The sequence below is a fragment of the Acinetobacter sp. SA01 genome, assembly GCF_011319235.1.
In the GTDB taxonomy this organism is placed as follows: domain Bacteria; phylum Pseudomonadota; class Gammaproteobacteria; order Pseudomonadales; family Moraxellaceae; genus Acinetobacter.
Map to the genome: position 1 here is coordinate 156,361 of NZ_WXXM01000004.1, position 25,795 is coordinate 182,155.

Annotated in this window: 21 protein-coding genes and 1 pseudogene; 10 read left to right on the forward strand and 12 right to left on the reverse strand. The window is 41.8% G+C overall.

Going from position 1 to position 25,795, the window contains the following annotated elements; genetic code table 11:
* Nucleotides 1–35: 35 nt before the first annotated feature.
* The 4 genes from GTU69_RS06175 to GTU69_RS06195 form a co-directional block, all read right to left on the reverse strand.
* The gene (locus GTU69_RS06175; RefSeq protein ID WP_166169015.1) at nucleotides 36–590 is read right to left on the reverse strand and encodes a flavoprotein; all 555 of its coding nucleotides are present in this window, start codon (nucleotides 588–590) and stop codon (nucleotides 36–38) included.
* A 512-nt stretch (nucleotides 591–1,102) separates the two neighbouring features.
* Nucleotides 1,103–2,104, reverse strand: a complete 1,002-nt coding sequence (locus GTU69_RS06185) for an LLM class flavin-dependent oxidoreductase (RefSeq protein WP_166169017.1) — start codon at nucleotides 2,102–2,104, stop codon at nucleotides 1,103–1,105.
* A 157-nt stretch (nucleotides 2,105–2,261) separates the two neighbouring features.
* Nucleotides 2,262–2,780, reverse strand: coding sequence for a glycine zipper domain-containing protein (locus tag GTU69_RS06190; protein ID WP_166169019.1), 519 nt, complete (start codon nucleotides 2,778–2,780; stop codon nucleotides 2,262–2,264).
* Nucleotides 2,781–2,974: 194 nt separating this feature from the next.
* On the reverse strand, nucleotides 2,975–3,406 hold the full coding sequence (locus GTU69_RS06195) for a hypothetical protein (protein WP_086197280.1): 432 nt from the start codon (nucleotides 3,404–3,406) through the stop codon (nucleotides 2,975–2,977).
* A gap of 365 nt (nucleotides 3,407–3,771) precedes the next feature.
* Here GTU69_RS06195 and prfA point away from each other — a divergent pair, with 365 nt between their 5' ends.
* Complete coding sequence (gene prfA / locus GTU69_RS06200) at nucleotides 3,772–4,860, forward strand: peptide chain release factor 1 (protein WP_166169021.1); 1,089 nt, start codon at nucleotides 3,772–3,774, stop codon at nucleotides 4,858–4,860.
* Complete coding sequence (gene prmC / locus GTU69_RS06205) at nucleotides 4,860–5,678, forward strand: peptide chain release factor N(5)-glutamine methyltransferase (protein ID WP_166169023.1); 819 nt, start codon at nucleotides 4,860–4,862, stop codon at nucleotides 5,676–5,678. Before prfA ends, prmC begins: the two co-directional genes overlap by 1 nt.
* A gap of 37 nt (nucleotides 5,679–5,715) precedes the next feature.
* Here prmC and GTU69_RS06210 read toward each other — a convergent pair whose 3' ends face one another.
* The 4 genes and pseudogenes from GTU69_RS06210 to GTU69_RS06225 form a co-directional block, all read right to left on the reverse strand.
* On the reverse strand, nucleotides 5,716–6,546 hold the full coding sequence (locus tag GTU69_RS06210; RefSeq protein ID WP_166169025.1) for an ABC transporter permease: 831 nt from the start codon (nucleotides 6,544–6,546) through the stop codon (nucleotides 5,716–5,718).
* Nucleotides 6,546–7,445: an aliphatic sulfonate ABC transporter substrate-binding protein gene (locus tag GTU69_RS06215; RefSeq protein ID WP_240921598.1), complete on the reverse strand. Its 900-nt coding sequence runs from the start codon at nucleotides 7,443–7,445 to the stop codon at nucleotides 6,546–6,548. The genes GTU69_RS06210 and GTU69_RS06215 overlap by 1 nt, the downstream gene beginning before the upstream one ends.
* A gap of 596 nt (nucleotides 7,446–8,041) precedes the next feature.
* Nucleotides 8,042–8,397, reverse strand: a pseudogene (locus GTU69_RS06220) (hypothetical protein).
* 213 nt (nucleotides 8,398–8,610) lie between these two features.
* Nucleotides 8,611–9,630 (reverse strand): AraC family transcriptional regulator, encoded by a 1,020-nt coding sequence (locus GTU69_RS06225; protein ID WP_166169029.1) that lies wholly within the window; start codon nucleotides 9,628–9,630, stop codon nucleotides 8,611–8,613.
* A 157-nt stretch (nucleotides 9,631–9,787) separates the two neighbouring features.
* On the opposite strand from GTU69_RS06225, the gene GTU69_RS06230 reads away from it, so the two are divergent.
* From GTU69_RS06230 to GTU69_RS06260, 7 genes are all read left to right on the forward strand, one after another.
* The gene (locus GTU69_RS06230) at nucleotides 9,788–10,558 is read left to right on the forward strand and encodes a 3-hydroxyacyl-CoA dehydrogenase (protein WP_166169031.1); all 771 of its coding nucleotides are present in this window, start codon (nucleotides 9,788–9,790) and stop codon (nucleotides 10,556–10,558) included.
* Nucleotides 10,559–10,984: 426 nt separating this feature from the next.
* Complete coding sequence (locus GTU69_RS06235) at nucleotides 10,985–12,121, forward strand: acyl-CoA dehydrogenase family protein (protein ID WP_166169033.1); 1,137 nt, start codon at nucleotides 10,985–10,987, stop codon at nucleotides 12,119–12,121.
* A 241-nt stretch (nucleotides 12,122–12,362) separates the two neighbouring features.
* Nucleotides 12,363–14,009 (forward strand): AMP-binding protein, encoded by a 1,647-nt coding sequence (locus GTU69_RS06240; protein WP_166169035.1) that lies wholly within the window; start codon nucleotides 12,363–12,365, stop codon nucleotides 14,007–14,009.
* Between the two features lie 135 nt (nucleotides 14,010–14,144).
* Complete coding sequence (locus GTU69_RS06245) at nucleotides 14,145–14,918, forward strand: HesA/MoeB/ThiF family protein (protein ID WP_166169037.1); 774 nt, start codon at nucleotides 14,145–14,147, stop codon at nucleotides 14,916–14,918.
* Between the two features lie 58 nt (nucleotides 14,919–14,976).
* A complete protein-coding gene (locus GTU69_RS06250) occupies nucleotides 14,977–16,275 on the forward strand; it encodes an AarF/UbiB family protein (RefSeq protein ID WP_166169039.1) in 1,299 nt (432 codons plus the stop codon).
* A 118-nt stretch (nucleotides 16,276–16,393) separates the two neighbouring features.
* Nucleotides 16,394–16,774 (forward strand): dihydroneopterin aldolase, encoded by a 381-nt coding sequence (gene folB / locus GTU69_RS06255; RefSeq protein WP_166169041.1) that lies wholly within the window; start codon nucleotides 16,394–16,396, stop codon nucleotides 16,772–16,774.
* On the forward strand, nucleotides 16,731–17,168 hold the full coding sequence (locus GTU69_RS06260) for a 2-amino-4-hydroxy-6-hydroxymethyldihydropteridine diphosphokinase (RefSeq protein WP_166169043.1): 438 nt from the start codon (nucleotides 16,731–16,733) through the stop codon (nucleotides 17,166–17,168). Before folB ends, GTU69_RS06260 begins: the two co-directional genes overlap by 44 nt.
* Nucleotides 17,169–17,607: 439 nt before the next feature.
* Here GTU69_RS06260 and GTU69_RS06265 read toward each other — a convergent pair whose 3' ends face one another.
* The 4 genes from GTU69_RS06265 to GTU69_RS06280 form a co-directional block, all read right to left on the reverse strand.
* The gene (locus GTU69_RS06265) at nucleotides 17,608–19,230 is read right to left on the reverse strand and encodes a S8 family peptidase (RefSeq protein WP_166169045.1); all 1,623 of its coding nucleotides are present in this window, start codon (nucleotides 19,228–19,230) and stop codon (nucleotides 17,608–17,610) included.
* A 548-nt stretch (nucleotides 19,231–19,778) separates the two neighbouring features.
* Nucleotides 19,779–20,105: a pyrimidine/purine nucleoside phosphorylase gene (locus GTU69_RS06270; RefSeq protein WP_166169047.1), complete on the reverse strand. Its 327-nt coding sequence runs from the start codon at nucleotides 20,103–20,105 to the stop codon at nucleotides 19,779–19,781.
* Between the two features lie 785 nt (nucleotides 20,106–20,890).
* Entirely contained in the window at nucleotides 20,891–21,526 is a 636-nt protein-coding gene (gene coq7 / locus GTU69_RS06275; RefSeq protein ID WP_166169049.1) for a 2-polyprenyl-3-methyl-6-methoxy-1,4-benzoquinone monooxygenase, read from the reverse strand.
* Nucleotides 21,527–21,530: 4 nt separating this feature from the next.
* On the reverse strand, nucleotides 21,531–22,853 hold the full coding sequence (locus GTU69_RS06280; protein WP_166169051.1) for an MFS transporter: 1,323 nt from the start codon (nucleotides 22,851–22,853) through the stop codon (nucleotides 21,531–21,533).
* Between the two features lie 177 nt (nucleotides 22,854–23,030).
* On the opposite strand from GTU69_RS06280, the gene GTU69_RS06285 reads away from it, so the two are divergent.
* The gene (locus GTU69_RS06285; RefSeq protein ID WP_166169053.1) at nucleotides 23,031–25,757 is read left to right on the forward strand and encodes an autotransporter assembly complex family protein; all 2,727 of its coding nucleotides are present in this window, start codon (nucleotides 23,031–23,033) and stop codon (nucleotides 25,755–25,757) included.
* Nucleotides 25,758–25,795 lie beyond the last annotated feature (38 nt).

The following is a 25,795-nucleotide window of genomic DNA, read 5'->3' on the forward strand; positions in this document are numbered from 1 at the left end:
ATAGGGGCTGATATGTCTCTTTTTATGTTGAAACATCAATAGGTAGTAATAATGACATCTACTAAATGTTCAACACCTTCCATGCTTTGTACTGCATTTTCAGTAATTTTTACCACAGGCCAGGTAATCAGCTTGCAGTTATCCTGTTGCAGCGCAGTGTAATAATGATCCGATTTGAGAAAAACCTTGTTTCCAGATGCCGAATTGGGCATTAGCTGGCGTTTTAACCAGGTATTTTGAACTTGGGAATCCAGATAGCGAATAGCCAGTAATGATTTGATGCGGGTATTAAATAAACGACGATTCTTGATAATCAAAGGATGCGAAAGTAGTTTGTGAATGCCTTTTTCAGTTTGAGGTAAGATAAAAAGTGGTGTAATTTGAAATACTTCTACAAATTTTGCGGTATTGCAGATGTGTTCCAGATGCATAACTGTCATCTGGTTGCCCCCAACAATAGCTACATTTAAATTAGTGAAATCGAAGTTGTTAATATCTTCAGAAGCGACGATTTTTCCCTGAAATTTCTGGAAAAAATCGGGTGCATTTTTAAAGAATCCATCCAACGGATTCTTTTTCTTGTTGACCATTTTTATATCCTTTTTTATTTTTACTTTTGTTGCAGTTTGTTCTGTACTTTATAGGTATATCCAAGATGGAACTTTGGGTAAAGATTTTTCTGGAATCTTGTCAGTCATCGCCATCATGGCATCGGCAGGAATATGAAACCATTTTTTTAGGTCTGTTGAAGCCATTATGTACACCTCTAAAATCATGGTTTAATGACAAGTGTATGAAAAAGCCGGAAAATGTAATTTGCTTAAGTACTTAAAGTGAGATGAGCATTTTTGTTAATTGTCTAGTGTGTTTATTTGTTGAAATAATTTATTTAAATATTTGATATTTATAATTTAATTAATATGGTTTCTGGTCGGGTTGTATCCTTAAAATGGATTATTCTTTATAGAGAGATGCCTCGAACACAAGTTCGTAAATGTTATCCAGTCTTATTGCTAAAAATAGATCAGATGATGAACTGAATGGGGCAGTTGTGATAAAAAAATAGCACCTCAAGCAGATGCTATTTACGATTTTAAAAGGATTAAGCGTTTTTGATATTCATCAATAATTCAAAGTTTTCAAGACGTTTATCTGTGTCATAGATATCACAGGTAAAGATAAATTCATCCACATCATATTTCTCTAGCAGCTTTTCTAAACCAGCTTTAACCGTTTCAGGTGAGCCAATTTGTGCCATGGCATAGAAACTGTCAACCGACATTTTTTCTGCAGGTGACCAGATTTCATCAATATTTTTGATTGGCGGTTTCAACTTGCCACGTTGGTTACGGAACATTGAAATAATACGCTGATAGGGTGATGTTGCTAAATATTGCGCTTCTTCATCTGTCTGAGCGATTACCGTTGGAACACCCATTGAAACATAAGGTCGATCTAGGTATTCAGAGGGTTCAAAGTTCTCTCTATATAGCTTGATCGCCTGATCGAGCATTCGCGGTGCAAAATGGGAGGCAAATGAATAGGGTAGACCCAACTTTGCGGCCAGTTGTGCGCTAAACAAACTTGAACCGAGTAACCAGACCGGAACATGGGTACTTTGACCTGGAGTTGCCACAATACGTTGCTGTGGTAGTGGGTCTTTAAAGTATTGCATAATTTCCAGTACATCTTGTGGGAATTGATCTTCAGTTTCCTGACGGCCACGACGCAGTGCACGCATTGTATTTTGATCCGTACCCGGTGCACGACCAAGACCAAGTTCAATACGGTTTGGATAGAGTGTTGCTAAAGTACCAAATTGCTCTGCAACTATTAAAGGGGCATGGTTCGGTAGCATGATGCCGCCTGAGCCGACTCTTAAAGTTCGAGTATTTGCCAATAAATAACCTAAGAGAACAGCAGTTGCTGAACTGGCGATGCCGGACATATTGTGATGCTCAGCGAGCCATAAGCGTTTATAACCTAATTTTTCGGCATGTTGAGCTAAAGCAAGTGCATGATGTAATGAAGATTGAATGCTTTTATTTTCACGAACAGGAACTAGGTCCAGAATTGAAAATTGGGTATCTTTTAAAGAACGCATTGGTTTTCTCTAATATCAGGGCTAAGAAAAGCATACGCTGCCTACTGGAACTTGTATATCGTTTTTTTTCGATATATGAGCGATGTCTGTGATTTGGCTTGTAGCAAGCATAAAAAAGCACCCGAAGGTGCTTTAAGGCAATTTGTATTGCGATGAATTAACGTTTACCGTTTTTGTACCAACCTAAATGACGACCATTGTCGTGGTGGTCACTGTAACGATAACTGTTATAACGGCGATCATAGCGGTCATCATAACGACGCTCATCACGATCATAGCGACGTTCATCACGGTCATCGTAGCGACGGTCTTCGCTTACTTTTTTACCCAGTACCGAACCACCTGCAGCACCTAATCCGGCACCGATATAACCGCCATTAGTACCACCCATATTTTTACCTACGGTATAGCCACCAGCACCGCCCAGAGCACTACCGATCACGGCACCAGTACGGTCACGTTTGTTGGAAGCAACACCGGCACCGGCTCCAGCACCAATCGCTGAACCAATCATTGCGCCTGTGGTACCACCCATCTGTTTACCCACGGCGGCACCTACAACACCGCCCAGAGCAGAAGTTAAGGCTGTATTTGTTGTATTGCCTGCATTGGCTGTAGTCATGGTTAAAGCAGATGAAGTCACTACAGCAGCAAGAATGATGGAATTAAATTTCATGGCAAACTCCTTTTGGAAGCTTTTGTTATTTCTTGAGTTAAATGTAATAAAAGATGTAGAAATGATAATGGGTGAGTTGTTTATCATTTGTATTTTTATCTTTCAGATTTATCCATAATTAATAACGGATCATTATGATAAAAAATCCAAAAAGCACCTTCAGGTGCTTTTTAGTTCTGTCCTGGCATCATCTATTAACGATGGCTACGATAATATCTTTTAGAATGTTTTTTGTATTTGCGTTGATCCGCACGACGGTCTTCTGAAACTTTTTTACCCAGTACCGAACCACCTGCAGCACCTAGTGCAGAGCCGATATAGCCACCAGTAGAACCACCGACATTTTTACCTACGGCATAACCACCAACACCGCCTAGACCACCACCGATAGCAGCACCAGTACGATTACGTCGGTCTGCAGAAACTGCAGCACCACCCGCACCACCGATAGCAGAGCCAATCATTGCACCGGTATTACCACCCATCTGTTTACCAATTGCAGTACCTGCTACGCTACCTAATGCGGATGTTGCCGCAATACGAGTAGAGTTGTCTGCATGAGCAGTAACAGTAAACATTGATGCAGCCGCCATAGTTGCGCTGAGTAATAATGCATTCAGTTTCATAGTTAACTCCATGTCCAAAATGAACGTTGTAGGTAAGTTATTTCGATGTCGGCAAATGTAACAAAAATTTTTTCCAACAATGTGGAGAGGTTCAACTAGAGTTGTGGCGTTTAGTGTCTGCTTTGTAAAGTTATATTAACAATATTTAAAAGTGCTCATAAAATGCACGCTTATAAGGCAAATATGAATAAAGCTGGTATCAATACAGTTTTTATCTTAAAAAAATCCCTTTCTATATGTGGGTTTGTCCCCACAATATCTATGTCATTTAACCCTTAGAATCGTTACACTAGGCACAATTTTTTTGCGCTGATCTATGTCCTATAAGGCATGGAGATAGCCTTTGTATTGAGATATTTAGCAAAATGAAAGAATCGTTACGTTTACGATTAGATCAACTTTCTGACCGTCATGAAGAATTAAACGCATTACTTGCCGACGTTGAAGTGATTTCAGATAACAAACGCTTCCGCCAATTGTCTCGTGAGCATAGTGATTTATCTGAAATTACTGAAGTCTGGACTAAATTCCGTCAGGCAGAAGAAGATATACAAACTGCTGAAGCCATGTTGAGCGATCCTGACTTTAAGGAAATGGCTCAGGAAGAAATAAAAGACAATAAGGCGCTGCTGGAACAACTGGAAGCAGACTTAAATATTCTGATGATTCCGAAAGATCCAAATGATGCCAACTCAGCTTATCTGGAAATTCGTGCCGGAACCGGGGGCGATGAAGCTGCGATTTTCTCGGGTGATTTATTCCGCATGTATAGCAAATATGCGGAAAATCAAGGCTGGCGCATAGAAATCCTGTCTGAAAATGAAGGCGAACATGGCGGTTATAAAGAAGTCATCTGCCTGATTAATGGTGAAGGTGTTTATGGTCGCCTGAAATTTGAAAGTGGTGCACACCGTGTACAGCGCGTTCCTGCAACTGAATCTCAAGGCCGTGTGCATACTTCAGCATGTACGGTTGCCATTTTGCCAGAAGTGGATGTCGATACTTCGGTAGAGATTAACCCGGCAGACTTGCGTATTGATACTTATCGTGCATCGGGTGCAGGTGGTCAGCACATTAACAAAACTGATTCGGCAGTCCGTATTACCCACATTCCAACCGGTACGGTGGTTGAATGTCAGGATGAACGTTCACAACATAAGAACAAAGCCAAAGCCATGGCACTTCTGGTTTCACGTCTGGAAAATGCCAAACGTGCGGCGGCAGATGCGGCAACTTCGGAAATGCGCCGTGACCTGGTGGGTTCCGGTGACCGTTCGGAACGTATCCGTACTTATAACTATCCGCAAGGTCGTATGACTGATCACCGTATCAACCTGACTTTATATAAGCTGGATGCCGTGATGGAAGGTGACTTGACCGAATTGCTCGACAGTTTGCATCGTGAATATCAGGCAGATCAGTTGGCACTTCTTGCACAGCAGAATGGTGGTTAATGAATATTGCACAGGCTTTGGCCTTACGTGGTGATGCAGAAAGCTATGAACGCCAGGAAAATGCGTGGTTACTTGAGCACATTACCAAAATTGATGCTTTTGATTTGCCATTGAAAAAAACTCTGGAATTAACAGCAGAGCAAGAACAGGCATATCGTAATGGCTTGGCACGTATTGCAGCAGGTGAGCCTCTGGCTTATGTCACGGGGTCACAGCCATTCTGGACACTGGATTTAAAAGTCACCAAAGACACCTTGGTGCCACGTCCAGACACAGAAGTACTGGTCGAAACGGTACTGAAACTCGACTTGCCTGAAGATGCCCGAATTGTCGATTTAGGCACCGGAACCGGAGCCATTGCCTTATCTCTTGCCAGTGAACGTCCGGATTGGTCTATTACGGCAACCGATATTTATGCGCCGACTCTAGAAGTTGCTCAGTTTAATGCTGAAAAGCATGATCTTGAGCATGTGCGTTTTGTTTGTGGTTCCTGGTTTAAACCTCTGGGCCGTGAATTCTTTGATGCCATTGTTTCCAATCCGCCGTATATCGATGCAGATGATATCCATATGCAGGATTTGGCGACTGAACCGGAGTGGGCTTTGGTAGCAGACAAACATGGTCTGGCAGATTTAGAGCAAATTATCCAGCAGGGCAAAAAGCATTTAACCGTCAATGGCTGGGTGGTGTTGGAACATGGTTATGATCAGGGCGATGCTGTGCGGCATATCTTTACTCAAGCCGGGTATAAGCAAGTGCGTACGGTAAAAGACTATGGTGGTAATGACCGTGTGACTTTGGGGCAGTGGCCACATTAATCTTAAAAAAGATAAAAAATAAAGCGCATCATGCGCTTTATTTTTTGACTACATCCCGCCAGCGTAACAGCCAGTTTTCAGCAATTTTCATTAAGCTATCAGTTATTTTGCCTAAAATCGCCAATAAGATAATCGCAATAATGACAATGTCAGGTCGAGAGGTTTCCCGTCCATCACTAAGCAAATAACCAATCCCTTGAGTGGCCGCGATCAGTTCAGCCGCGATCATAAACATCCAGGACAAGCTCAGGCTGTTGCGTAAACCGGTTAAAATACCCGGGGATGCTGCCGGAAGTACAATCTCCTTGATCTGTTGCAGGTATTTCAGACGGTAGACTTGCGCGACTTCAATCAGCTTGCGGTCTACGCCCTGAATCGCGGCAACGGTATTGGTGTAGGTCGGGAAAAATGCGCCGATGGCAATCAGGGTAATTTTGGATGCTTCATCTATGCCTAACCACAGCAGTAACAGGGGAATCCAGGCCAGACTTGGAATCGACTTAATCGCTGAAAAAGAAGGTTCTAAAAATTCTTCAGCTTGCTTGTTTAAACCGACCAAGATGGCGAAAACCAGCGCAAGTCCGCTACCAATAAAGAAGCCTAGAAATACCCGCCAGGTACTGGTCCAGATATGTAGCCACAAATCACCTGTAGACAGTTCTAATAACGATTGCCATAAACTGCTGGGTGCGGGGAGCAGATAGGGTGCTATAAAACCGTTTCTAACCAAAATTTCACACAGGATCAACGCAAGAACAGGGATGACCAACCCCTTCAGCTTGCTTAATAATTTAAGCAAGCCAGGCGCTTGGACTCTATCCACTTTAGGTTGAACCAGTGCCTTATTCGTTGTTACAGACGAATTCATTATCTATTTACAACCTTGTTTGCATATTTCGCATCAAACAGTTGATCAATCACCTGATTGACATTTGTGCCTTTACGGACCAAATCTTCTTCAGTCAAAATCGTTCCTGATTTTTTCAATGCATTGAGATGTTTTACAGTCGGGATGTTTTGCTCAAAATTGGTACGGCTGAGTTGGAGTTTGGCCACAGCAATAGGCAATTTCGATTCACGTGCCAGCAATTCGGCCAGTTTTGCTGGATTGGCTTTGGCCCATTTACGTGCCTGTTCATAAGCTTTGATCACCGCTTCGATGGCTTCCGGGCTTTGGCTGGCAAATTGTTCCCTAGTACTTAATACACTGTAACTATTAAAACCGACATTTCGATACAGCAGTTTTGCACCTGACTGGACTTGTGCAGAAGCCATCAGGGGATCTAAACCTGCCCAGGCATCGACTTGTCCACGTTCCAGTGCCGTTTTACCATCTGGATGCTGCAAATGTACAAGCTGAACATCCTTTTTATTCAAGCCTGCTGTTTCCAGTGCCTGTAAGGTAAACAGGAATGGGTCTGTACCTTTGGTGGCGGCAATTTTTTTACCTTTTAAGTCTTTGATGCTTTTAATGGGAGAATTTTTTGCAACCAATAAGGCGGTCCATTCAGGCTGACTCTGGATGTAAACTGTTTTAATCGGACTGCCATTGGCACGGCTGAGTACGGCTGCCAAACCGGCAGTTGAGGAAAAATCTACGCTGCCACTATTTAAATATTCGAGTGAACGGTTACTCCCTTGACTAAACACCCATTTAATCTGGGTTTTAGGTAAAGCTTTTTCCAAAAGTTTTTGTTCCTTCACCACCAAACTGGTCGGAGCATAATAGGCATAATCTAGCTTTAGCATATCAGGTAGGGCTGCCATGCTATATTGACTGACCAAGCCGAATGTGATCGCTGTGAGTATTTTCGTTTTGAAACCAGAATTTTGCATATAAGTCCCGATAGAATGATTTGAATGAGATGCGGCAAATACTGCCAGTAACTTAAGGGATAAGACAAAAAAGTAATTTTTATAAAATTATCTTAATTATGGATATATTGAATTTTGTGAAATAAGTTTTTGAATTTTAATGAATTTATTTTATTTGTTTAAATATTTTGTACTTTATATCAAAAAGTTACATCAGCATGAATAAAAGTAAAATATGAAACAATTAAGAAAGATGAGATTTTGTTATTTCAATGTCATTGCTATGTAATTACATTAATGGTTGCGTTTAGCGATTGCTGAAAACGATGACTTAAAGAAAATGGTCAAAACCATGTTTTTAAATGGCAATGCAATCCGACGACAGGATTTGATGAGTAATTCAGATCTGTCTGGTGCAATGCATGAGAGATGTGACTAGAAAAAGATATGTGGGAAAATCTACTTGGGGCGTGATATAAAATCAAACAAATTAAATTGATTTAAAAAAAGCGACTCACTGGAGTCGCTTTTTTTAATGGGTTTTAGATTTATATTAGAAAATCTTGTAAACCATCAGATATGTCCAAGTGTGCAAGCGCATCGGTTTCAAGGGCTAAACAAAGCGCCACAATTTTTGCAGTATCTGCAAGATATTGCGCATCTTTTAAAGCTACGCCAGTTTGTAAAGCTTGAATACGATCAGCACTGAGATATCCAGTGCCTGAGCTGATTCAATGGCATCTGCACGATTGAAGAAATTGACCACCACATTTTGAAGTGCAGAATCAGCAGTATTTAAAATACCTTGATTGAATAACTCATCAAATTGACTGGTGTGAGAATTGAGAGAATGAGTAAAATTTTGCACCAAGCTTTGCTCTAGTACATCAATCATTTTAAGCATGTCAGAACCTTTAATATAAGGTGATTTAACAGGGAGATTACAGCAGGGGTGGCATAAAGATATGCCTTTAAGTTGGTTGAAAAGTAATCTATTTTGTCGCTTTTTGCAAATAAATTCCGACGAAAAATGCATCATTTTTTAAGTTAATGAAAAGCAAAGAATTATCAAATTTTTAGAAAAGCAGCTATATTCTTATGGCTTATATTGAATTTATTACTCCTTATTTTGCCGATAAGCCCCGGGACTGACGCCGGTCCATTTTTTGAAAGCACGATGGAATGCACTCGGATCGTGAAAGCTGAGTTCATCACTAATTTGTTGCAAAGTTTTCTCTGTTTTAGTCAGAAATTCAATGGCGGTATCACGCCGGATATCATTTTTAAGTTGTTGATAGCTGACACCTTCGCTTTTTAAACGTCTTTGCATGGTGGCATCCGAAATATTTAAGCGCTGGGCAATTTCATTCAATTCTAACCATTCAGCAGGTGGAACATTCATTAAATGTTTACGGATTTGAGAACTAATCGCATGTGGATTTTTAAAGCGCACCAGCAGGTTATGCGGTGTTTGTCTAATAAACTGATGCCATGACTGTTTGTCCTGTTTGATCTGAATATTTAAATAATTGGCATCGAACTGGATATAGTTTTCATGGCTATTGTATTGAATATTTTCACAAAAACGGACTTTATAGTCCTGATCATCCAGTGGGGCATCACATTTGAGCTGAATCTGGTTCAGTAAGACCCTTTGTCCACTTAACCAGCACATCAAAGCATGAATCAGCATTAAATAGGTGGCATAGCTGAACATTCTTTTGGTGTGTTTCTGTTCATAAATCACAATATAGGCATAGTTTTCCTGCACAGATAATTGACTGATAAAATCATCCAGTACCAGATTTAAAAACTGCAAAATTTGCTGTAGGGCTTTTCCCAGAGTTTCGGCATGCATGACCGATTGTGATAACAGTTTAAAACTGCCGCGCCGCATTGGGTGGCTGTCCATCCCAAAAAACTCGTCATTCATGACATCTGCCAGTTCGGTCCAGAGCTGGGCATATTGTGAAACTGAAACGCGAGCCTTACTGGAATGCAGCAGCTCAACAGGAATACCGGATTTGAGCAAGATATTTTGAGTGTTCAATCCCTGATGCTGGGCAGATAAAAGTGCTTCATGCACCAGACTGATCGAGATCGTGCCTTTACTGTAATTTAAGTTTTGTTCATTCATGTACAGATATCCGTATTCCGTATTTTTTGCTGTGCTGACCTGGATTGTCCAAATCCATCATAAAAGATGCAAGGTTTGGAAATTGTACTCTAGCTGAACTGCCTTTACTCTGCATCTTAAGTCGAGTGTTTATTCAAATAATTAACAGGAACAAAAAATGAAAATTCAAGGAAAAGTATTTGTCGTGACAGGCGGTGCATCGGGTTTGGGTGCAGCCACAGCCACTTATCTGGTGGGTCAGGGCGCTCAGGTGATTATGGTGGATATGAACCAGGAGCTGGGTCAGGAAATGCAGCAGCGCTTGGGTGAGCATGCAGTTTTTGTCAAACTGGATGTGACCGACGAGCATGCAGTCAAAGTTTTCTTTGAAAATATTGAGCAGCAGTACGGTCAGTTAAATGGTTTGGTGAACTGTGCCGGGATTGCACCGTCTGCCAAAGTGTTGGGTCGTGATGGCATTCATGATTTAGGTATGTTCCAGAAAGTATTGAATATCAATGTCAGTGGTACTTTTAACATGATCCGTTTTGCGGCAAGTTTGATGGCGAAATATCAATTGCAGCCAGGTGAAGAAGAGCGTGGGGTGATTGTCAATACTGCTTCAGTGGCTGCATTTGAAGGACAACTCGGGCAAGCGGCTTATGCTGCTTCTAAAGGTGCTGTGGTGTCCATGACTTTACCTCTGGCGCGTGAACTTGCGCGTGAGGCGATTCGGGTGATGACCATTGCGCCAGGCATTATGGAAACACCGATGCTGAAAGCCATGCCGCAAAATGTTCAGGAGGCTTTAGGGCAGATGGTGCCGTTTCCACCGCGTTTGGCTAAACCGGAAGAGTTTGCGCATTTAGTGGGTCATATTTTTGAAAACACGTATTTGAATGGTGAGGTGATTCGTCTAGATGGCGCGATTCGTATGCAGCCGAAGTAATTATTGATAATTGCGGTGGCATGACGGAGTTTTTTCAATATGTAATAAAAACTCTGTTTAACCTTCGGTTCGACCTACTTTTCTTCCGGGAAAATGAGTGCCTCAAAATATATTTTGAGGCCGCAAGAAAACCATAGTTATCTAGAACCTGTTTGAAGCATTGTTATTTATCTTACGCTCAGGTTGTTGATGCTATTTCCGAGTTTCATATGTTTTGAAGAAATTGCTAGTCAAGTTTAAATAGCTTCGCATATGTATGTATTTTCTTTTGAGGGATCAAAAGAAACAAAAATCCTTTGTGAAACTGAAGATACGTCCTTGTATCTCAGTTTCACAGGCGACATCCATGTCGCCGTCATGTACTCCAGATACAGTCATTTTTAAAAAGTTTGAAATGAATAAAATAGATATAGAAAGGGAAGCTCAATGATTTTAAATGATGAACAAAAGATGGTTCAGGACATGTTGCGGAATTATTCGCAAAATAAGTTAAAACCTACTGCCGCAGAACGTGATAAAACTGCGCAATTTCCCGCGCAAGAACTGAAAGAACTTGGTGAGCTGGGTGCTTTGGGCATGACCGTATCCGAACAATGGGGCGGTGCGGGTTTGGACTATGTTTCGCTGGTGCTTGCCTTGGAAGAAATTGCTGCAGGTGATGGCGCGATTTCAACCATTGTCAGTGTGCAAAACTCTTTGCCGTGTGGCATTACCCAGCGTTACGGTACAGAAGCACAGAAACAGAAATATCTTACCAAACTGGCCACCGGTGAATGGCTTGGATGTTTCTGTCTTACCGAACCGCAAGCCGGCTCCGATGCCGGTGCACTGGAATGTAAGGCAGAACGTGATGGAGATGAATGGGTATTGAATGGTACTAAACAGTTCATTACTACAGGCAAACATGCCCAAGTGGCGATTGTCTTTGCCGTGACCGATAAAGCCGCAGGGAAAAAAGGCATCTCCTGTTTCCTGGTTCCTACAGACACAGAAGGCTATATTGTTTCGCGTCTGGAAGAAAAAATGGGACAGCATTGTTCCGATACCGCAACCATCATTTTTGAAAATTGCCGGATTCCTGCCGAAAATTTATTGGGTAAAGAAGGTGAAGGTTACAAAATTGCCCTATCTAACCTGGAATCAGGACGAATCGGGATTGCCGCACAATCCGTCGGCATGGCGCGTGCTGCACTTGATGCTGCGGTGGAATATGCCAATCAGCGCAAAGCATTTGGGGTAGAAATTGTACAGCATCAGGCGGTTGCATTTCGTCTGGCAGATATGGCCACGCAGATTGAAGCGGCACGACAACTGATTTTCCATGCAGCAACTTTAAAAGATGCCGGCTTACCGTGTTTGAAAGAAGCTTCTATGGCCAAGCTGTTTGCATCCACCATGGCGGAGCAGGTGTGTTCCGATGCCATTCAGATTCATGGCGGTTATGGCTATGTCTCGGATTTCCCGGTAGAGCGGATTTACCGTGATGTACGGGTCAGCCAGATTTATGAAGGGGCTTCGGATATTCAGCGCCTGGTCATTGCACGCGAGGTGACTAAAATCTAAACCTACTAAAGCTTTAAATGGCTAAATTTTAGACTTTAGTCGGTGTTCAAATCCTGCACATTTTCTGATGGATAAGGAAATTGCAGGAGCTTGGAAATCATGGTTATCTAAGTCAACTGTGAAGTAAAAAATTTAAAGATGCTGAATCAGCTTTGGCAATTTTTAGAGTCAGAACAATAAGCAAAATGGATCAGCAAAGCAGGAGCTTTGTTTATAAAATAACGGATGAGAGGTTGTCGTCATGAAGGCACTACAACAAGCATATCAAGAATTTAATTTTGATGATTTTCTTGCAGAGCAGCTGGTCGGTACGGCTGAGTCAGTCAATGCCTATGTTGAATGTTGCGAGCGTTATCTCGGTTTAAACAAAACGGCCTTAATCTGGGAAGGCAAAAATGGCGAATCTGCCGAATGGACATTTGAACAGCTGGCAGAAGCCTCTGGAAAACTGGCAAATTATTTTAGCTCGATTGGCTTAAAAGCAGGGGATTGTATTGCCGGTTTATTACCGCGTACGCCTGAACTGCTGATTACCATTTTGGCTACCTGGCGCATGGGTGCAATTTACCAGCCATTGTTTACTGCTTTTGAGTCCAAAGCCATTGAGCACCGGATCAATACTGCCAAAACCCAATTGATTGTGACCAATGCAGAACAACGCTCAAAACTGAATGGTGTCACTGTACCGCATATTTTAACAGTACATCCACGCGATGCTTCAAGCCATGCAGATGCCGATTTCTGGACAGAACTGGCTGGGCAATCAGAAACTTTTGAACCGGTGATGCAGACTTTTACAGATGATTTCCTGATGATGTTTACTTCTGGAACCACAGGTTTGGCAAAATCGGTACAGGTTCCTTTAAAAGCACTGCTGGCATTTAAAGGCTATATGATCCACGCGGTGGATTTGCGTGAAGAAGACTCTTTCTGGAATCTGGCCGATCCGGGTTGGGCTTATGGCTTGTATTACGGTATTACCGGACCTTTAAGTCTTGGGCATAGCATTATTATGGATGAACGTGCCTTTAGTGTAGACAACGCTGTGCAGATCATTAAAAAGCATAAAGTCAGTAACTTGACCGGTTCACCAACGGCATTCCGGATGTTTTTTGGATTTAAGGAAAAATTTGATCCATCGATTAAAAAACATTTACGTGCCGTCAGTAGTGCCGGTGAGCCATTAACTCCGGAAGTGATTCACTGGTTTAATCATGATTTGAATGTGAATATTTATGATCAGTATGGCCAGACTGAACTGGGGATGGTGATTGCTAATCATCATGCTTTAGAACATGAAAAGAAAGTCGGTTCTGCAGGTTTTGCCAACCCAGGTCATCGTTTTGTGGTCTTGAATCAAAACCATGAAGAAGTGGAAAGAGGTGGCATTGGTACCTTGGCCATCGATTTTTCGCAATCACCTTTAACCTGGTTTAAAGGTTATGGCGGCAATAACCGTAAATCATTCGTTGGGCATTATTATTTAACCGGTGATACGGTGAAATTAAATGAACTGGGTGGGGTGGATTTTATCGGACGTGCTGACGATGTCATTACAACGTCAGGCTATCGTGTGGGTCCTTTCGATGTGGAAAGTACTTTACTGGAATGTGCCGAGGTTTTGGAATCTGCAGTCATTGGCAAGCCAGACCCGGAACGTACCGAGGTGGTGAAAGCTTTTGTCGTGCTTAAACCGCAATTTGCGGCTTCGGATGCGTTAAGCCATAAACTTCAGGAATATGTGCGTTCACGTTTGTCTAAACATGCCTATCCTAAAGAAATCGAATTTGTGGAAGGTTTACCTAAAACCACGAGTGGTAAAATTCAACGCAATTTACTCAAGCAGCAGGAAATTGCCAACATGCAAGGAATTCAGAAAGTCAGTTAATTAAACCTTTTTCGTTTTTTTAAGTTTCATGCTCTTGCACCCGAAAGGGTGCTTTTTTAGTCCTATGCAAAATTCATTTTGAACTATAATGGCTGTCTGGTTTAAGCAAATGCAAGTAATAGACAGGATAAGTAAGTGACCCAATCACTCGACATGGACCTAGAGTTAAGCGATGAAGAAATGCATCTTTACAGCCGGCAAATTCTGCTGGATGGCTGGGACATTGAAGCCCAGGAAAAACTGAAACTGGCCAATGTCCTGATTGTCGGTTGTGGTGGAATTGGCTGTACTACAGCTGAACTTCTTGCTCGAGCAGGTGTGGGGCAAATCACTTTAATTGATGCTGACACCATTGAAATGAGTAATCTGCAACGGCAAATAGCCTATGTAGAAGACAATATTGGTTTTTATAAAGCTGAAATACTGGCCAAGCGTTTAAAGCAGATTAATCCGCATATTCGTGTTGAGTCAGAAACTGTAAAATTGGACGAGAGCAATGCAGAAGTATTAATTTCAGTGCAGGATCTAGTCTTAGATGGCTGTGATAATTTCACTACACGTTATCTCGTCAACCAAAGTTGCAAGCAATTCAATATACCTTTAATCAGTGCTTCAGCGATTGGTTTTCAGGGACAGCTGTTTATGGTAGAAGGCGAATCGGCCTGTTATGAATGTCTATTTCCCAAAGAACAGCATGCCAATGAAAACCTGCGCTGTGCAGATTCAGGCGTATTAGCTACGACTCCGAATGTTATGGCGAGTTTGCAGGCGCATCATGCTTTACTCTACTTGGGGCTGGGCAAAACACCACTGAAGCAAAAACTGATGCTTTGGGATGGATTAAGCATGAAACAACGTCTACTTGCTTTCGAAAAAGATACAGATTGTCCAATCTGTCAGGCAAGATAGACCTGCAAGCGCATATTTTTTTGCTACACTCGCTATAATTTAATTCTAAGCTGACATTATGAAAAACAATATCTGGTTAGATGGCCTGCGTTCAGTTGCCCGTGTTGGGGAAACGGCTGTAATTGCAGCAAAAGCGGGCTTTAAATACGCCACAGAAAAACCAAGTAACGCTAAGCTGATGCGTGAAACTTTTGAATCCTTAGGTTCAACCTATATCAAGCTTGGACAGTTTATTGCCAGCACACCTTCCTTGTTTCCACGTGAATATGTGGAAGAATTTCAGGGCTGTTTGGATCAGACTCCATCTTTGCCTTTTAGTTATGTGCAAGGCGTATTGGCATCAGAATTTGCAGGCCGAAATTTAGATGAAATCTTTGCTTCCATTGATGAAAAGCCTTTAGCATCGGCTTCTATTGCACAGGTTCACGCAGCCAAATTGGTGACTGGTGAAGATGTGGTGATTAAAGTGCAAAAACCGGGCGTGGAAACTATTCTGTATACTGACTTGAATGTCTTGCACTGGGCCACCAAGCTTTTGGAAAAAGCCGTACCGAAAGTGAAATTTGCTTCATTGGCCGATATTGTCGAGGAAATTAAAACTCGTATGGTACGCGAAGTCGATTTTATTGAAGAGGCGCAAAACCTGGATGATTTTGTTAATTATCTGAATGTAACGCAAAACCAAAAAGCTACTGCACCAAAAGTTTATCATCAATACTCAACCCGCCGTGTACTGACCATGCAGCGCTTATATGGCGTGCCATTGACCGATTTTGATGTGGTAAAAAAAGTGGCTAAAGACCCATCTCAGGTGCTCATTACCGCCATGAATACCTGGTTTGGCAGCTTGATGATGTGTAACAGCTTCCATGCCGATTTGCATGCCGGAAACCTGATGTTGCTTGAAGATGGTCGGGTCGGTTTTATTGATTTTGGTATCGTCGGTCAGTTGAAGCCTGAAGTCTGGACAGCGTGTATTGCATTTATGGATGCGCTGCAAAAAACCGATTACACTTTGATGGCTGAAAACATGCTGAAAATGGGCATGACCGACAAGAAAATTGATACTCAAGTTTTGGCGGCTGACTTAGAACGTCTGTTCAGTGGTGTTCTTTTGGCTGATCCTCAGGAGTTACTCGCTTCTAATCCGGCAGATTTAAATGACATCATGATGGATATGGTGGGAGTAGGTGAGCGTCATGGCATTCGCTTCCCGCGCGACTTTGCCTTGCTGTTTAAGCAAATGCTGTATTTCGATCGCTTTATGCGCATCCTTGCACCATATACCGATATCTATGCAGACCAGAGACTGCAAATGGTGCAAACTCTTGACCCAAATGTATTGTTAAAAAACTAAGTCATTATTGAGATAATCTCCCTAAATCCCTCTTTTTCAAAGAGGGACTTCAAAGCTCCTCCCTTTTTTAAAGGGAGGTTGGGAGGGATTAAAGAATCTAAGTCTGTTGGGGGCAAACATGGACGCAATTATCATTGAAGGTTTAAAGGTTGAAACAGTCGTGGGATGTTTCAATTGGGAACGTCAAATCATGCAGCCTTTAATACTGGATATGACCATCCAGACCAGTCTGGAACAGGCTTCCAATTCGGATAAACTGGAACATACGCTAAATTACGCTGAAATTTGCGAGATTTCTGCCAAAGTCATTCAGGATGCCAAGCCGGAATTGATTGAACATGCAGCAAAACTTGTGCTAAATGCGCTTTTTACTACCTTTCCTACAGTAGAATCGATTATGATTACCATCCGTAAGCCTGCCATTATCGCGCAAGCAAATTCTGTAGGAATTCGTCTTGAACGCCACCGAAACGATATTCGCCTTAGCTCTGGCGAGTAATTGTCATCCCCAACAGCATTTTCAAAACGCTATGAAACAAATCTCCGGTTTGGGAGATGTTCAATTCTCTCAAATTTATGTGATTCCATGTCGTGATGCGGTGGGTGAGGATTACTGGAATGCGGCGTGTTTGTTAAAAGCTGTAATGTCGGTCGATGATATCATTGCATTATTAAAAAGAATGGAAGCAGATTCTGGTCGGGTACGGCCTTCACATCAAATTTCATTGGATATGGATTTAATTGCTTGGGGACAGGATTTACAGCACATGCAGTTTAATCCTAAAAAGTTGCCATTAGCTCTAGATGTTAAAATACCGATGCTGGATATTTGGCAAAGTAGCGATTTTCAGCATGAAAATCATCAATTTCCAGTGGTCAATTGGACAAATTAAAATTCACTCCCTTATGTAGCAGCAAATTTAGCTGATTAAAAATAGCCTAAGCAACCTAAGTAAAAGAAGATAGTTTGATGACCTAATTTGATTAATCAGCGAACAAACATTAAATGAAAGTTGGGTGCTTGTGGTTTGAGTTATTGGAATTATAAGAATAATCAAATATGAGATGCGGAATGTGATCAATTCTCAAAAAAAGCCCAGTTGGTGAAGCGTTGTTTTTTTGTATTGATGATAAGTTATTAATTTAAAAAGAAAAAATCATGTTGTATAAAGCTGATTAAGTTTAATGTAATAGAAAATTCGCTCCCAATAAAAACAGCTACAGTATTACAATCTAGATGCTATTTTGTGGTAATTGAGATATATGGGGAAGTCTCAATCATCCTAAGAAAACGCAACCGATAAAGTTGCGTTTTCTTATTCCAAGGACTGTTTAGCGGTAAATAGTAATGGAGCTGACCAAATTACTGCTGGCTGCATAGGTCAGGTTGCTACCACTAATATTGTTGATGTTAAAGGTAGTCTGCGTTGCACTTTTGATGGTGCCGCTATTGATTTGGCATTGTCCCAAGCTGTTTGTCGTACAGTTAAGATTGCTGCCACCTACAGAGAAACCGCCGGTTACTGTTGCATTCGGCACGGCAAGGTTATTGCTGTCGACCACAGAAATGCTCACATTAGCACGCCATGTACCGTTGCGATAACGTAGGGTTGTTGCGTTGAGTTTGCTGATATGCGCAATAATACTTGGTACTGGGGTGATGGTCTGTGTGTCTACCAAGCTATAAAGTAATCGGTTTGGGCTACCCATCGGATTTTGAATCAGATTTATAGTACTTTGGTTGAGCAGTTGATCAGTAATACTTTGCGGTGTTGCAGTACTGTTACTTTCTAGCATTGTCGCGACTACGCCTGCAACATGTGGCGAAGCCATTGAGGTTCCGCTGGCAGTTGCTGCCGAGCTATTGCTACCAATCCAGGCAGAGGTAATCTGACTGCCTGGAGCGAAAAGATCGACACAACTGCCATAGTTCGAGTAGCTGGCACGGGTGTCGGTTGAATCTGTGGCAGCAACGGTAATGGCTTTGCCCGCGCGGGCAGGAGAGCTGGTACATGCATCGGTATTTGAATTGCCTGCAGCAACCACTGGTACATAGCCGTTATTAAACAGGTTATCTATAGCAGTATCGAGGGTACTATAGGCACTGCCACCGAGAGACATATTCACCACTGCGGGTTTGCGACCATTTTGAATAATCCAGTCCAGTCCGGCAATCACACCACTCATGGCACCTGAGCCTGCACAATCGAGTACCCGTACAGGTACCAAGCCCACATTTTTTGCGATTCCATACGTACTGCCACCTACAGTGCCAGCCACATGTGTACCATGGCCGTTACAGTCATTGGTACCATTGTTATCGGCAATTGCAGAATAACCGGTTTGTACACGACCGTTAAATTCCTGATGTGAGGCTAAAATACCGGTATCGACAATATATGCATTCACCGCAGAACCGGTTTTGTTATAACTAAATGATTTGCTTAGTGGCAAATTGTGCTGGTCAATACGATCCAGACCCCATACAGGATTGCTTTGCGTGATTGTATTGGCCTGCATCAGAGTATCTTCTTCTACATAACTGACTTGCGGATTTTTCTGCATAGCCGTAAGGAAAGCTGACGTAGCCTGTTCTGGAATACGTACGGCAAAACCACGAATCGCCCGGTTATACGTAAATAAAACTTGCCCCCCATGCTGTTTTGCTATTGCTGCAGCAGCTTGTGCAGGGAGATCTGAACCCGCCTGGAGCACTACAATATACTGGTTCTTGATGGGTGAAGCTGTTGTCGAGCTGGTCAATGTGGGTGCTAATACAGTCGGTGAAGAGCTTGCTGTCGTTGTGCTGGGTGTGGAAACTTGTTGGTTGGTCAGTACTTGATCTTGTTTTACTGCTGTTGTAGCAGCTTTATTCGATGGTGTGCTTGCCGCATAAGCCAGGACAGCAACAGCTGAACTTGCTGCAAAGATGGAAATTTTATGGATCCTGTTCATTCGATACTCCTGACCCCAACCATAGCGGCTGAAAATTTAATTAATAAAATAGGGTAATTGTCATGCATTGTTCTGCTCAAAAGATAGCAGAATAAAATGAAGTTTTAATGGCATCATTAAATAATAATTTTTCTCGAAATCTGTTTTTTTATTGGTTTTTTAAATATTTCAAGGATGGTTTGGGACGAGAAATATATGTGATTATAAGTTGATTGAGCATGGAATTTTCTTTATTTACTGTTCCCAATTGTTCCTGGAGAAAGATGATCTGGAATTTTTGTTAATAAGTATCGGGTGATTTTTACTTCGTTTTGTAAGCATTTGCTCACATGAATTTAATGTTATAGCTTCTATTTGAAATATTGGAAATATCATATGATGAGTTCAACAAGAACAGGAAGTTCTGCAAAAGAATAATAACAAACAAGTACAAGGACAGTCAGGTACGACAGGAGTTATACCGAGCGAACCCATACGAAAAAGCCCGACAGGATGTCGGGCTTTTTTATTGTCGACTAATTAATGTGTAATAAGGGTTGTTACCAAACTTAACGGTCTTCCAGATGGCAAACGTAATCGACAATATCATCCGTGATAATTTTAAATTGGGTTTTTTTAGGCACATAAAAAGATTCACCAGCATGATAGGTTTGGCTCTCTGTATTGTTGCCAATTTGAACCAAACACTTCCCTGAAACAATTTCTATGCATTCAGCGACCACAGTTTCAAAAACCAGAGGACGCTCTGTGGGCAGAATCACACCTAAGGTTTTTTTTCTTCCATCTGTTAATTCAATTACATGACTGATAGAACAGCCATCAAAATGGATGTTTGATTTTTTCTGGACAGAGACAAAATTGAACTGGGTAGACATACCTTGCTCCTTAAATTATTTTTGTTGTTAGTTTTTTTGTTCTTTATGCAGCTAATATTTATTTTTATAAAGTATACGAATGAATCTTTTTATATGTTTTGGTCATCGTATTGTATAAATTTTACAAAAATAGAAGCTTTACAGGGTGCTATAAAAACCTATCCATACCATTAAAATTTTAGACACGTGTTGTAAGCTAAAACTCACAAGGAAGGAGGTTTATTTCTAATATTTTTAGATTTATTTTTTGGATAGAAAAGTCTTTTAAAAACAGTCTATTGTAAAGGAGTAAGACATATATAAATAATACCCTGCCTATAAAAGCCTAAAAACACATAATTTGGTTTGGAATTTACGTTTTATTGTTCTGTTTGATGAGATGATATCTGTCAAGAAATCACTTTATTCTGCTGATGAAATATAAAAGCTTAAAAAAATTAGACTGGTCTTCGCAATAAACAATAATTTGGCACAAAAAATTGTTCAGATCAGCAGTGTCATCGACAATCATCCCGTGCTGAACATTTTATTGATGCAATTCTCTTGGGGGAGCTCAGAATCTTTCTGCCCATTTTTATCGGAATCAAAGCTTATCCTTTGGGAAAATATGTACTGCTGAGTCTGCTTGCCTGCTTTATCATCATGATATTGATACTGTTCTTGCGGTGGTGGTCTGTATCTTATTGTTTCAGATTATGTATTTTATAGTCGTTCGTTAGAAAAAATCGTGATGAATAGACATAAAAAAGCCCACATTCAAGTAGGCTTAATCATGCAAATGTAGATTAAATATAATAACTGGTCTTGGTCATCAGTTTGGAAATAGCGGTCATGGTAATACGGACCGGTATTGGCAAATCTACACCGCCAGCCTTCAGTGCGGTATCTCGATGATGCAATTCATCTTCATTCATTTTCACCAGTATTTTACGTGAACGTTCATCCTGTTCAGGTAACTGACTGATATGATGCTGTAAATGCAAGCTCACCTGACGTTCGGTTTCTGCCACAAAACCAAGGCTATATTTATCTCCGGCAATACCGGCAATCGCACCCATGCCAAAAGACAGGCCATACCACACCGGATTGAGCAAACTGGTATGGCTATCCAGTTCCTTTAAGCGGTCTTCACACCAGGCCAAATGATCCTGTTCTTCAATTGCAGCCTGTTCCATTTCACGGCGTACATTCGGGAGTTTGGCTGTTAATGCCTGACCATGATAAAGCGCCTGAGCACACACTTCACCACTATGATTGACCCGCATTAAACCGGCCACATGGCGTGCTTGACTGACACCGAGTTTGGTTTCAACTTCATTTCCCGGGTTTTCACGGTGTGCAGAGGTTGTGCCCGGAACCAGGCTGCGTAGTGCCTGGTCAAATGAATGAATAAATTTGTCAATACCGGTATATTGGCGCATAAAATTAATCCTCTAAAGCATCTTGTTGCTGTGCTGCAAGCATGGGCTTGAGCTTAAACAAGAGCCATGTAGTGAAAATGGCGCTTAGAATCGCTGTGATACTAAAAAGTATTTTAATATCAATCTTAAGCACACTTAAGATGATAATAGAAAATATAGCAGAGGATACCATGAATACGGCATTGAGAATGTTGTTTGCAGCAACTACACGTGCGCGATGTGATGGCGGCGAAAAAGCCTGCATCATGGCATAAAGCGGTACGATATAAAAACCGCCACTAATCCCAAGTAATGTCACAGCAAGCATGACATGGTAATAACTCCAGCCTTGGGTAAAGACATCTTTCAAGCTGAGCAATTCACCACTACGTTCTGGCACAAAAGCCAAACTCGCTGCCAGATAAAAAGCAAACACGGTTAAGCCAATCGCTCCTATCGGAACCATTTTCAAATTGACTTCTGTACCGCCAATTCTGCGGCACAACAATGAACCGACGCCAATCCCGACAGAGAAGAACGTTAATAGCAGGCTGACTACGTTTTCAGAAGCATGCAGGTTTTGTTGAGTCAGCTGCGGAATTTGGGTGAGATAGGTTGCGCCATAAAACCAGTACCAGGAATTGCCGAGTAAAATCAGGAATATAACAGGTAAACTTTTGGCATAACCCAGGGTTTGAAAGCTGGTTCTAAAAAAGTTCCAGTCAATGTGTACGTCTGTTGAAGTCACTTTTTGTTTTAAGACGAAACGACTGGAAAAATATCCCAGCAAGGCAATCGTCACAATCGTTAAGCTGATCCACAACAAATTGCCGTCCGAGGCAGAAATGACCGCACCGCCTAAAATCATCCCGACTAAAATGGCAATTGAAGTTCCTGACTGAAATAAGGCATTTCCGGACATCAATTCATTGGGCTTTAAAATTTCTGGCAAAATGGCATATTTGATTGGCCCGAAGAAAGTCGAGTGAGTACCCATTAAAAATAAAGCCACCAATAAAAGCCACAAATGACCGAGTAAAAAACCCGCCGAGCCAATCAGCATAATCACGATTTCGAGAATCTTGATGCCCCGTACAAGTTGTGAACGTTCGTATTTGTCGGCAATCTGTCCGGCTGTGGCAGAGAAAATGAAATAGGGTAAAATAAACAACAAGGCTGCAAGGTTATTCAGTGTGCTTACGCTGGCAGTTTGTTGGTTAATCCAACCATAGGTAATGACCAGTAACAAGGCTTGTTTATACACGTTGTCATTCAGGGCACCAAAAAATTGAGTGACAAACATCGGTAAAAACCGGCGTGTGCCTAAGAGATGTTCATTTTTTTCCATGGTTTGTGGACTTCATTAAGTTTTATTAAGAAATGTGAGCATTTGGTAAAACACTATAAAAATCATGTATGATGTTTTTAACCTATACTTTAGTGAAAATTCCAATAGATTTGAGTTTGTTAGCGAGCTTTCATTGGGCATTTCCATTACAAATATTATATGAGTTTAGAGTTTTTTATGCTTTCGAAACTGAATTTTAAAAAGACGACGCTTACTTTAAGCGTCAATTCCATTTTACAGTGGAACAATGAGCATAAACGATTCGGACTCAGTATCTTACTCATGTTAATGGCTCAACAGGGTTTTGCACAAGTGACTCAGCCAAATAGCATCATCACTGAAGCAGAATTTCAGCAACAACTCAAAAATGAAGCTATTCAGCAGGGTGTGGGCAGTCGTGCAGAACTGGAAAAACCAGACAACATTCAGCAAACCCCGACTGAACCTGATAGCCTGCAAATGCTGGAGCAGCAAGAACAGACCACCCAACCTCTGGAAGAATTCAAGCCGATTGAATTTGAAGATCTGGAAGAACTGCCGATAACCCCTGTCAATGCAGAAATGGCAAATGAAATTTTTCGGGTTGCTGAAGAGGCGAAACGAGAAGCCCAGCAATATCGCGCCGGTCAGGGCACAGAGGTAGCGGTTTCTGATGCCACACAACAAGAGTTGGTTGAAATTAATCAGGCACCGATAAATATCGATCAGCTGATGTTGAATATTGAGGCAGACAGCCAGATTGTGGTTGAAGCCAATGCAGCCGGTAAAACTTTACCTGAACTGGCCCCCACAGATGAAATTGAAGAACCGAATTTCTTTAAACGCTGGTTATATAAAATACGTCCGCCCCGTCAGCTAAATACTGCCAAGCTGGATAGTATCAGTGCTGATGTGATTATTGTCCCTACACCAAATAGTAGCGATGTTTCAGCCAAAGCTTATGCGCAGGCTATGGAAAATCTGAAAGAAAATATCAGAGCTAAACTTTCCAGTTTTACCCGGGAATCTTTTAGTGATTTCCCTTCAGCATTGCCGCAGCTGAGAACATTGTCGAATCAGGCTGCACAAGCCGTCGGCTTTTATAATGCCGAATTTAAATTCGAGAAACTCGGTGAAAGTCGTGTCCGGGTCAGGGTCACGGCAAATGCACCAGTACAAATTAAAGCACAGAATATTGAATTTAGCGGTGCGGGAGAAAATCAGCCCCAGTTCCAGGTGATTAGGCTTTTGCCCGATCAGGATGTAGGGGATATTTTCAATCATGGTCTATATGAGGAAACCAAAAACCGTATTAGCGATGCTGCTACCAATAACGGTTATTTTGACAGTTATTGGCGTCTGCATGATGTCAAAGTAGCCCAGCCGCAAAATACGGCTGATGTGAACCTGCGCTATGAAACGGGTGAACGCTACAAGTTAGGCCCGGTCGAATTCCGCATGAGCGATCCGTCACAGCCATTTCCAATTGACATGGATGTTCTGCAAAGTATGGTTTCCTGGGAGGATGGTGCCGATTATACTTTCTGGCGTGTCAATGGTTTAGCCAATAACCTCACCAACTCGCGTTATTTTAATTACACTCTGGTGGATGCAATACATCCAGATCCAGTTGAGAAAGCGCAGGAACTGCCACCGGATATTCAGGCTTTGGTCGATCAGCAAAAAATATCTGAAAGTGAGGCTACCGTTCAGGATAAAAAACGGGTCGCTTCAGCTAAAGAAGTCACCCAATCTGTAGCAGATGAAACCCAGTTTGCGGGTCAAGAGGAAACTGAAGGGGATGAAAATCTTCGTCAGATGCGTGCACAGCAGGAAACCAAACAATCTGAAGAAGAGCGTTTAAAAGTTCAGGCACGTGAAGAGAAGAAAGTTCCAGTGATTGTGACTTTAAATGCTGATCGTTTAAATAGTGCAGAACTGGGGGCAGGTTATGGTTCCGATACAGGAGCACGATTACGTGCTCAGTACCGCCGTGCCATCGTCAACCGCCGTGGACATTCTTTTGATGCCAACATGGAAGTGTCGCAAATTCGCCAGTCTATCGACGGACGTTATAATATTCCCTATCACGATCCTATCAATGACTACATCAGTATCGTTGGCGGTTATGAACGTGAAGAACGTGATGACGTGGCACAGGGGAATAGCCTGAAGATTGAATCTGCTGTGGCTGGTGCTGACAGAATTATTAAAAGACCGCGTGGTAGCTGGCAACATACTTTTGGTCTCCGTTATCGTTTGGACCAGATTACCCAACAGGGAACCATTAATACCAATGAAATTCCTGATGCATTTATTGCCAATGCCAATGACCAGCAGCAATCTTTATTGTTGGGTTATGAGGCATCACTTGCGACCAGCGATAAACGGGTCAATCCGGGTAAAGGCTTTAAGCAGACCTATAAGGTCGAACTTGGCAGTGAGTCATTATTGTCTGATGCTGATATGGCCATTCTCAATGCAGGTTGGCGTTTTATTTATTCATTGGGTGAAAATGATAGTCACCAGTTTGTCGGGCGTGGCGATTTAGGTTATATCTTGACTCAAGATTTTAGCAAGGTGCCTTATAACCTGCGTTACTTTACTGGTGGTGATCAGACCGTACGCGGTTTTGACTATAAAAGTCTATCGCCTGAAGAAAATGGATTTAAAATCGGTGGTCAGGCTCTGGCTGTAGGATCACTTGAATATAACTATCAATTTAAAGAAGGTTGGCGTGCAGCCATTTTTAGCGATGTCGGCAATGCTTATGATAAAGATTTCAATACGCCTACTGCATACAGTGTGGGCTTGGGGCTGCGTTGGGCATCGCCAATTGGCCCTATTCGTATAGATGTTGCTTCAGGTATTTCTGATGACAATCATCCAATACGTCTGCATTTCTTTATTGGTTCACAATTATAAATACTGGTTTTTATAAATCTTAGTTTTTAGAGAGTATT

What these genes read in the sequence shown, in the direction of transcription:
- GTU69_RS06175 (WP_166169015.1), bottom strand. Translation starts at nt 590, where the DNA reads ATGGTCAACAAGAAAAAGAATCCGTTGGATGGATTCTTTAAAAATGCA.
- GTU69_RS06185 (WP_166169017.1), bottom strand. Translation starts at nt 2,104, where the DNA reads ATGCGTTCTTTAAAAGATACCCAATTTTCAATTCTGGACCTAGTTCCT.
- GTU69_RS06190 (WP_166169019.1), bottom strand. Translation starts at nt 2,780, where the DNA reads ATGAAATTTAATTCCATCATTCTTGCTGCTGTAGTGACTTCATCTGCT.
- GTU69_RS06195 (WP_086197280.1), bottom strand. Translation starts at nt 3,406, where the DNA reads ATGAAACTGAATGCATTATTACTCAGCGCAACTATGGCGGCTGCATCA.
- prfA (WP_166169021.1), top strand. Translation starts at nt 3,772, where the DNA reads ATGAAAGAATCGTTACGTTTACGATTAGATCAACTTTCTGACCGTCAT.
- prmC (WP_166169023.1), top strand. Translation starts at nt 4,860, where the DNA reads ATGAATATTGCACAGGCTTTGGCCTTACGTGGTGATGCAGAAAGCTAT.
- GTU69_RS06210 (WP_166169025.1), bottom strand. Translation starts at nt 6,546, where the DNA reads ATGAATTCGTCTGTAACAACGAATAAGGCACTGGTTCAACCTAAAGTG.
- GTU69_RS06215 (WP_240921598.1), bottom strand. Translation starts at nt 7,445, where the DNA reads ATGGCAGCCCTACCTGATATGCTAAAGCTAGATTATGCCTATTATGCT.
- GTU69_RS06225 (WP_166169029.1), bottom strand. Translation starts at nt 9,630, where the DNA reads ATGAATGAACAAAACTTAAATTACAGTAAAGGCACGATCTCGATCAGT.
- GTU69_RS06230 (WP_166169031.1), top strand. Translation starts at nt 9,788, where the DNA reads ATGAAAATTCAAGGAAAAGTATTTGTCGTGACAGGCGGTGCATCGGGT.
- GTU69_RS06235 (WP_166169033.1), top strand. Translation starts at nt 10,985, where the DNA reads ATGATTTTAAATGATGAACAAAAGATGGTTCAGGACATGTTGCGGAAT.
- GTU69_RS06240 (WP_166169035.1), top strand. Translation starts at nt 12,363, where the DNA reads ATGAAGGCACTACAACAAGCATATCAAGAATTTAATTTTGATGATTTT.
- GTU69_RS06250 (WP_166169039.1), top strand. Translation starts at nt 14,977, where the DNA reads ATGAAAAACAATATCTGGTTAGATGGCCTGCGTTCAGTTGCCCGTGTT.
- folB (WP_166169041.1), top strand. Translation starts at nt 16,394, where the DNA reads ATGGACGCAATTATCATTGAAGGTTTAAAGGTTGAAACAGTCGTGGGA.
- GTU69_RS06265 (WP_166169045.1), bottom strand. Translation starts at nt 19,230, where the DNA reads ATGAACAGGATCCATAAAATTTCCATCTTTGCAGCAAGTTCAGCTGTT.
- GTU69_RS06270 (WP_166169047.1), bottom strand. Translation starts at nt 20,105, where the DNA reads ATGTCTACCCAGTTCAATTTTGTCTCTGTCCAGAAAAAATCAAACATC.
- coq7 (WP_166169049.1), bottom strand. Translation starts at nt 21,526, where the DNA reads ATGCGCCAATATACCGGTATTGACAAATTTATTCATTCATTTGACCAG.
- GTU69_RS06280 (WP_166169051.1), bottom strand. Translation starts at nt 22,853, where the DNA reads ATGGAAAAAAATGAACATCTCTTAGGCACACGCCGGTTTTTACCGATG.
- GTU69_RS06285 (WP_166169053.1), top strand. Translation starts at nt 23,031, where the DNA reads ATGCTTTCGAAACTGAATTTTAAAAAGACGACGCTTACTTTAAGCGTC.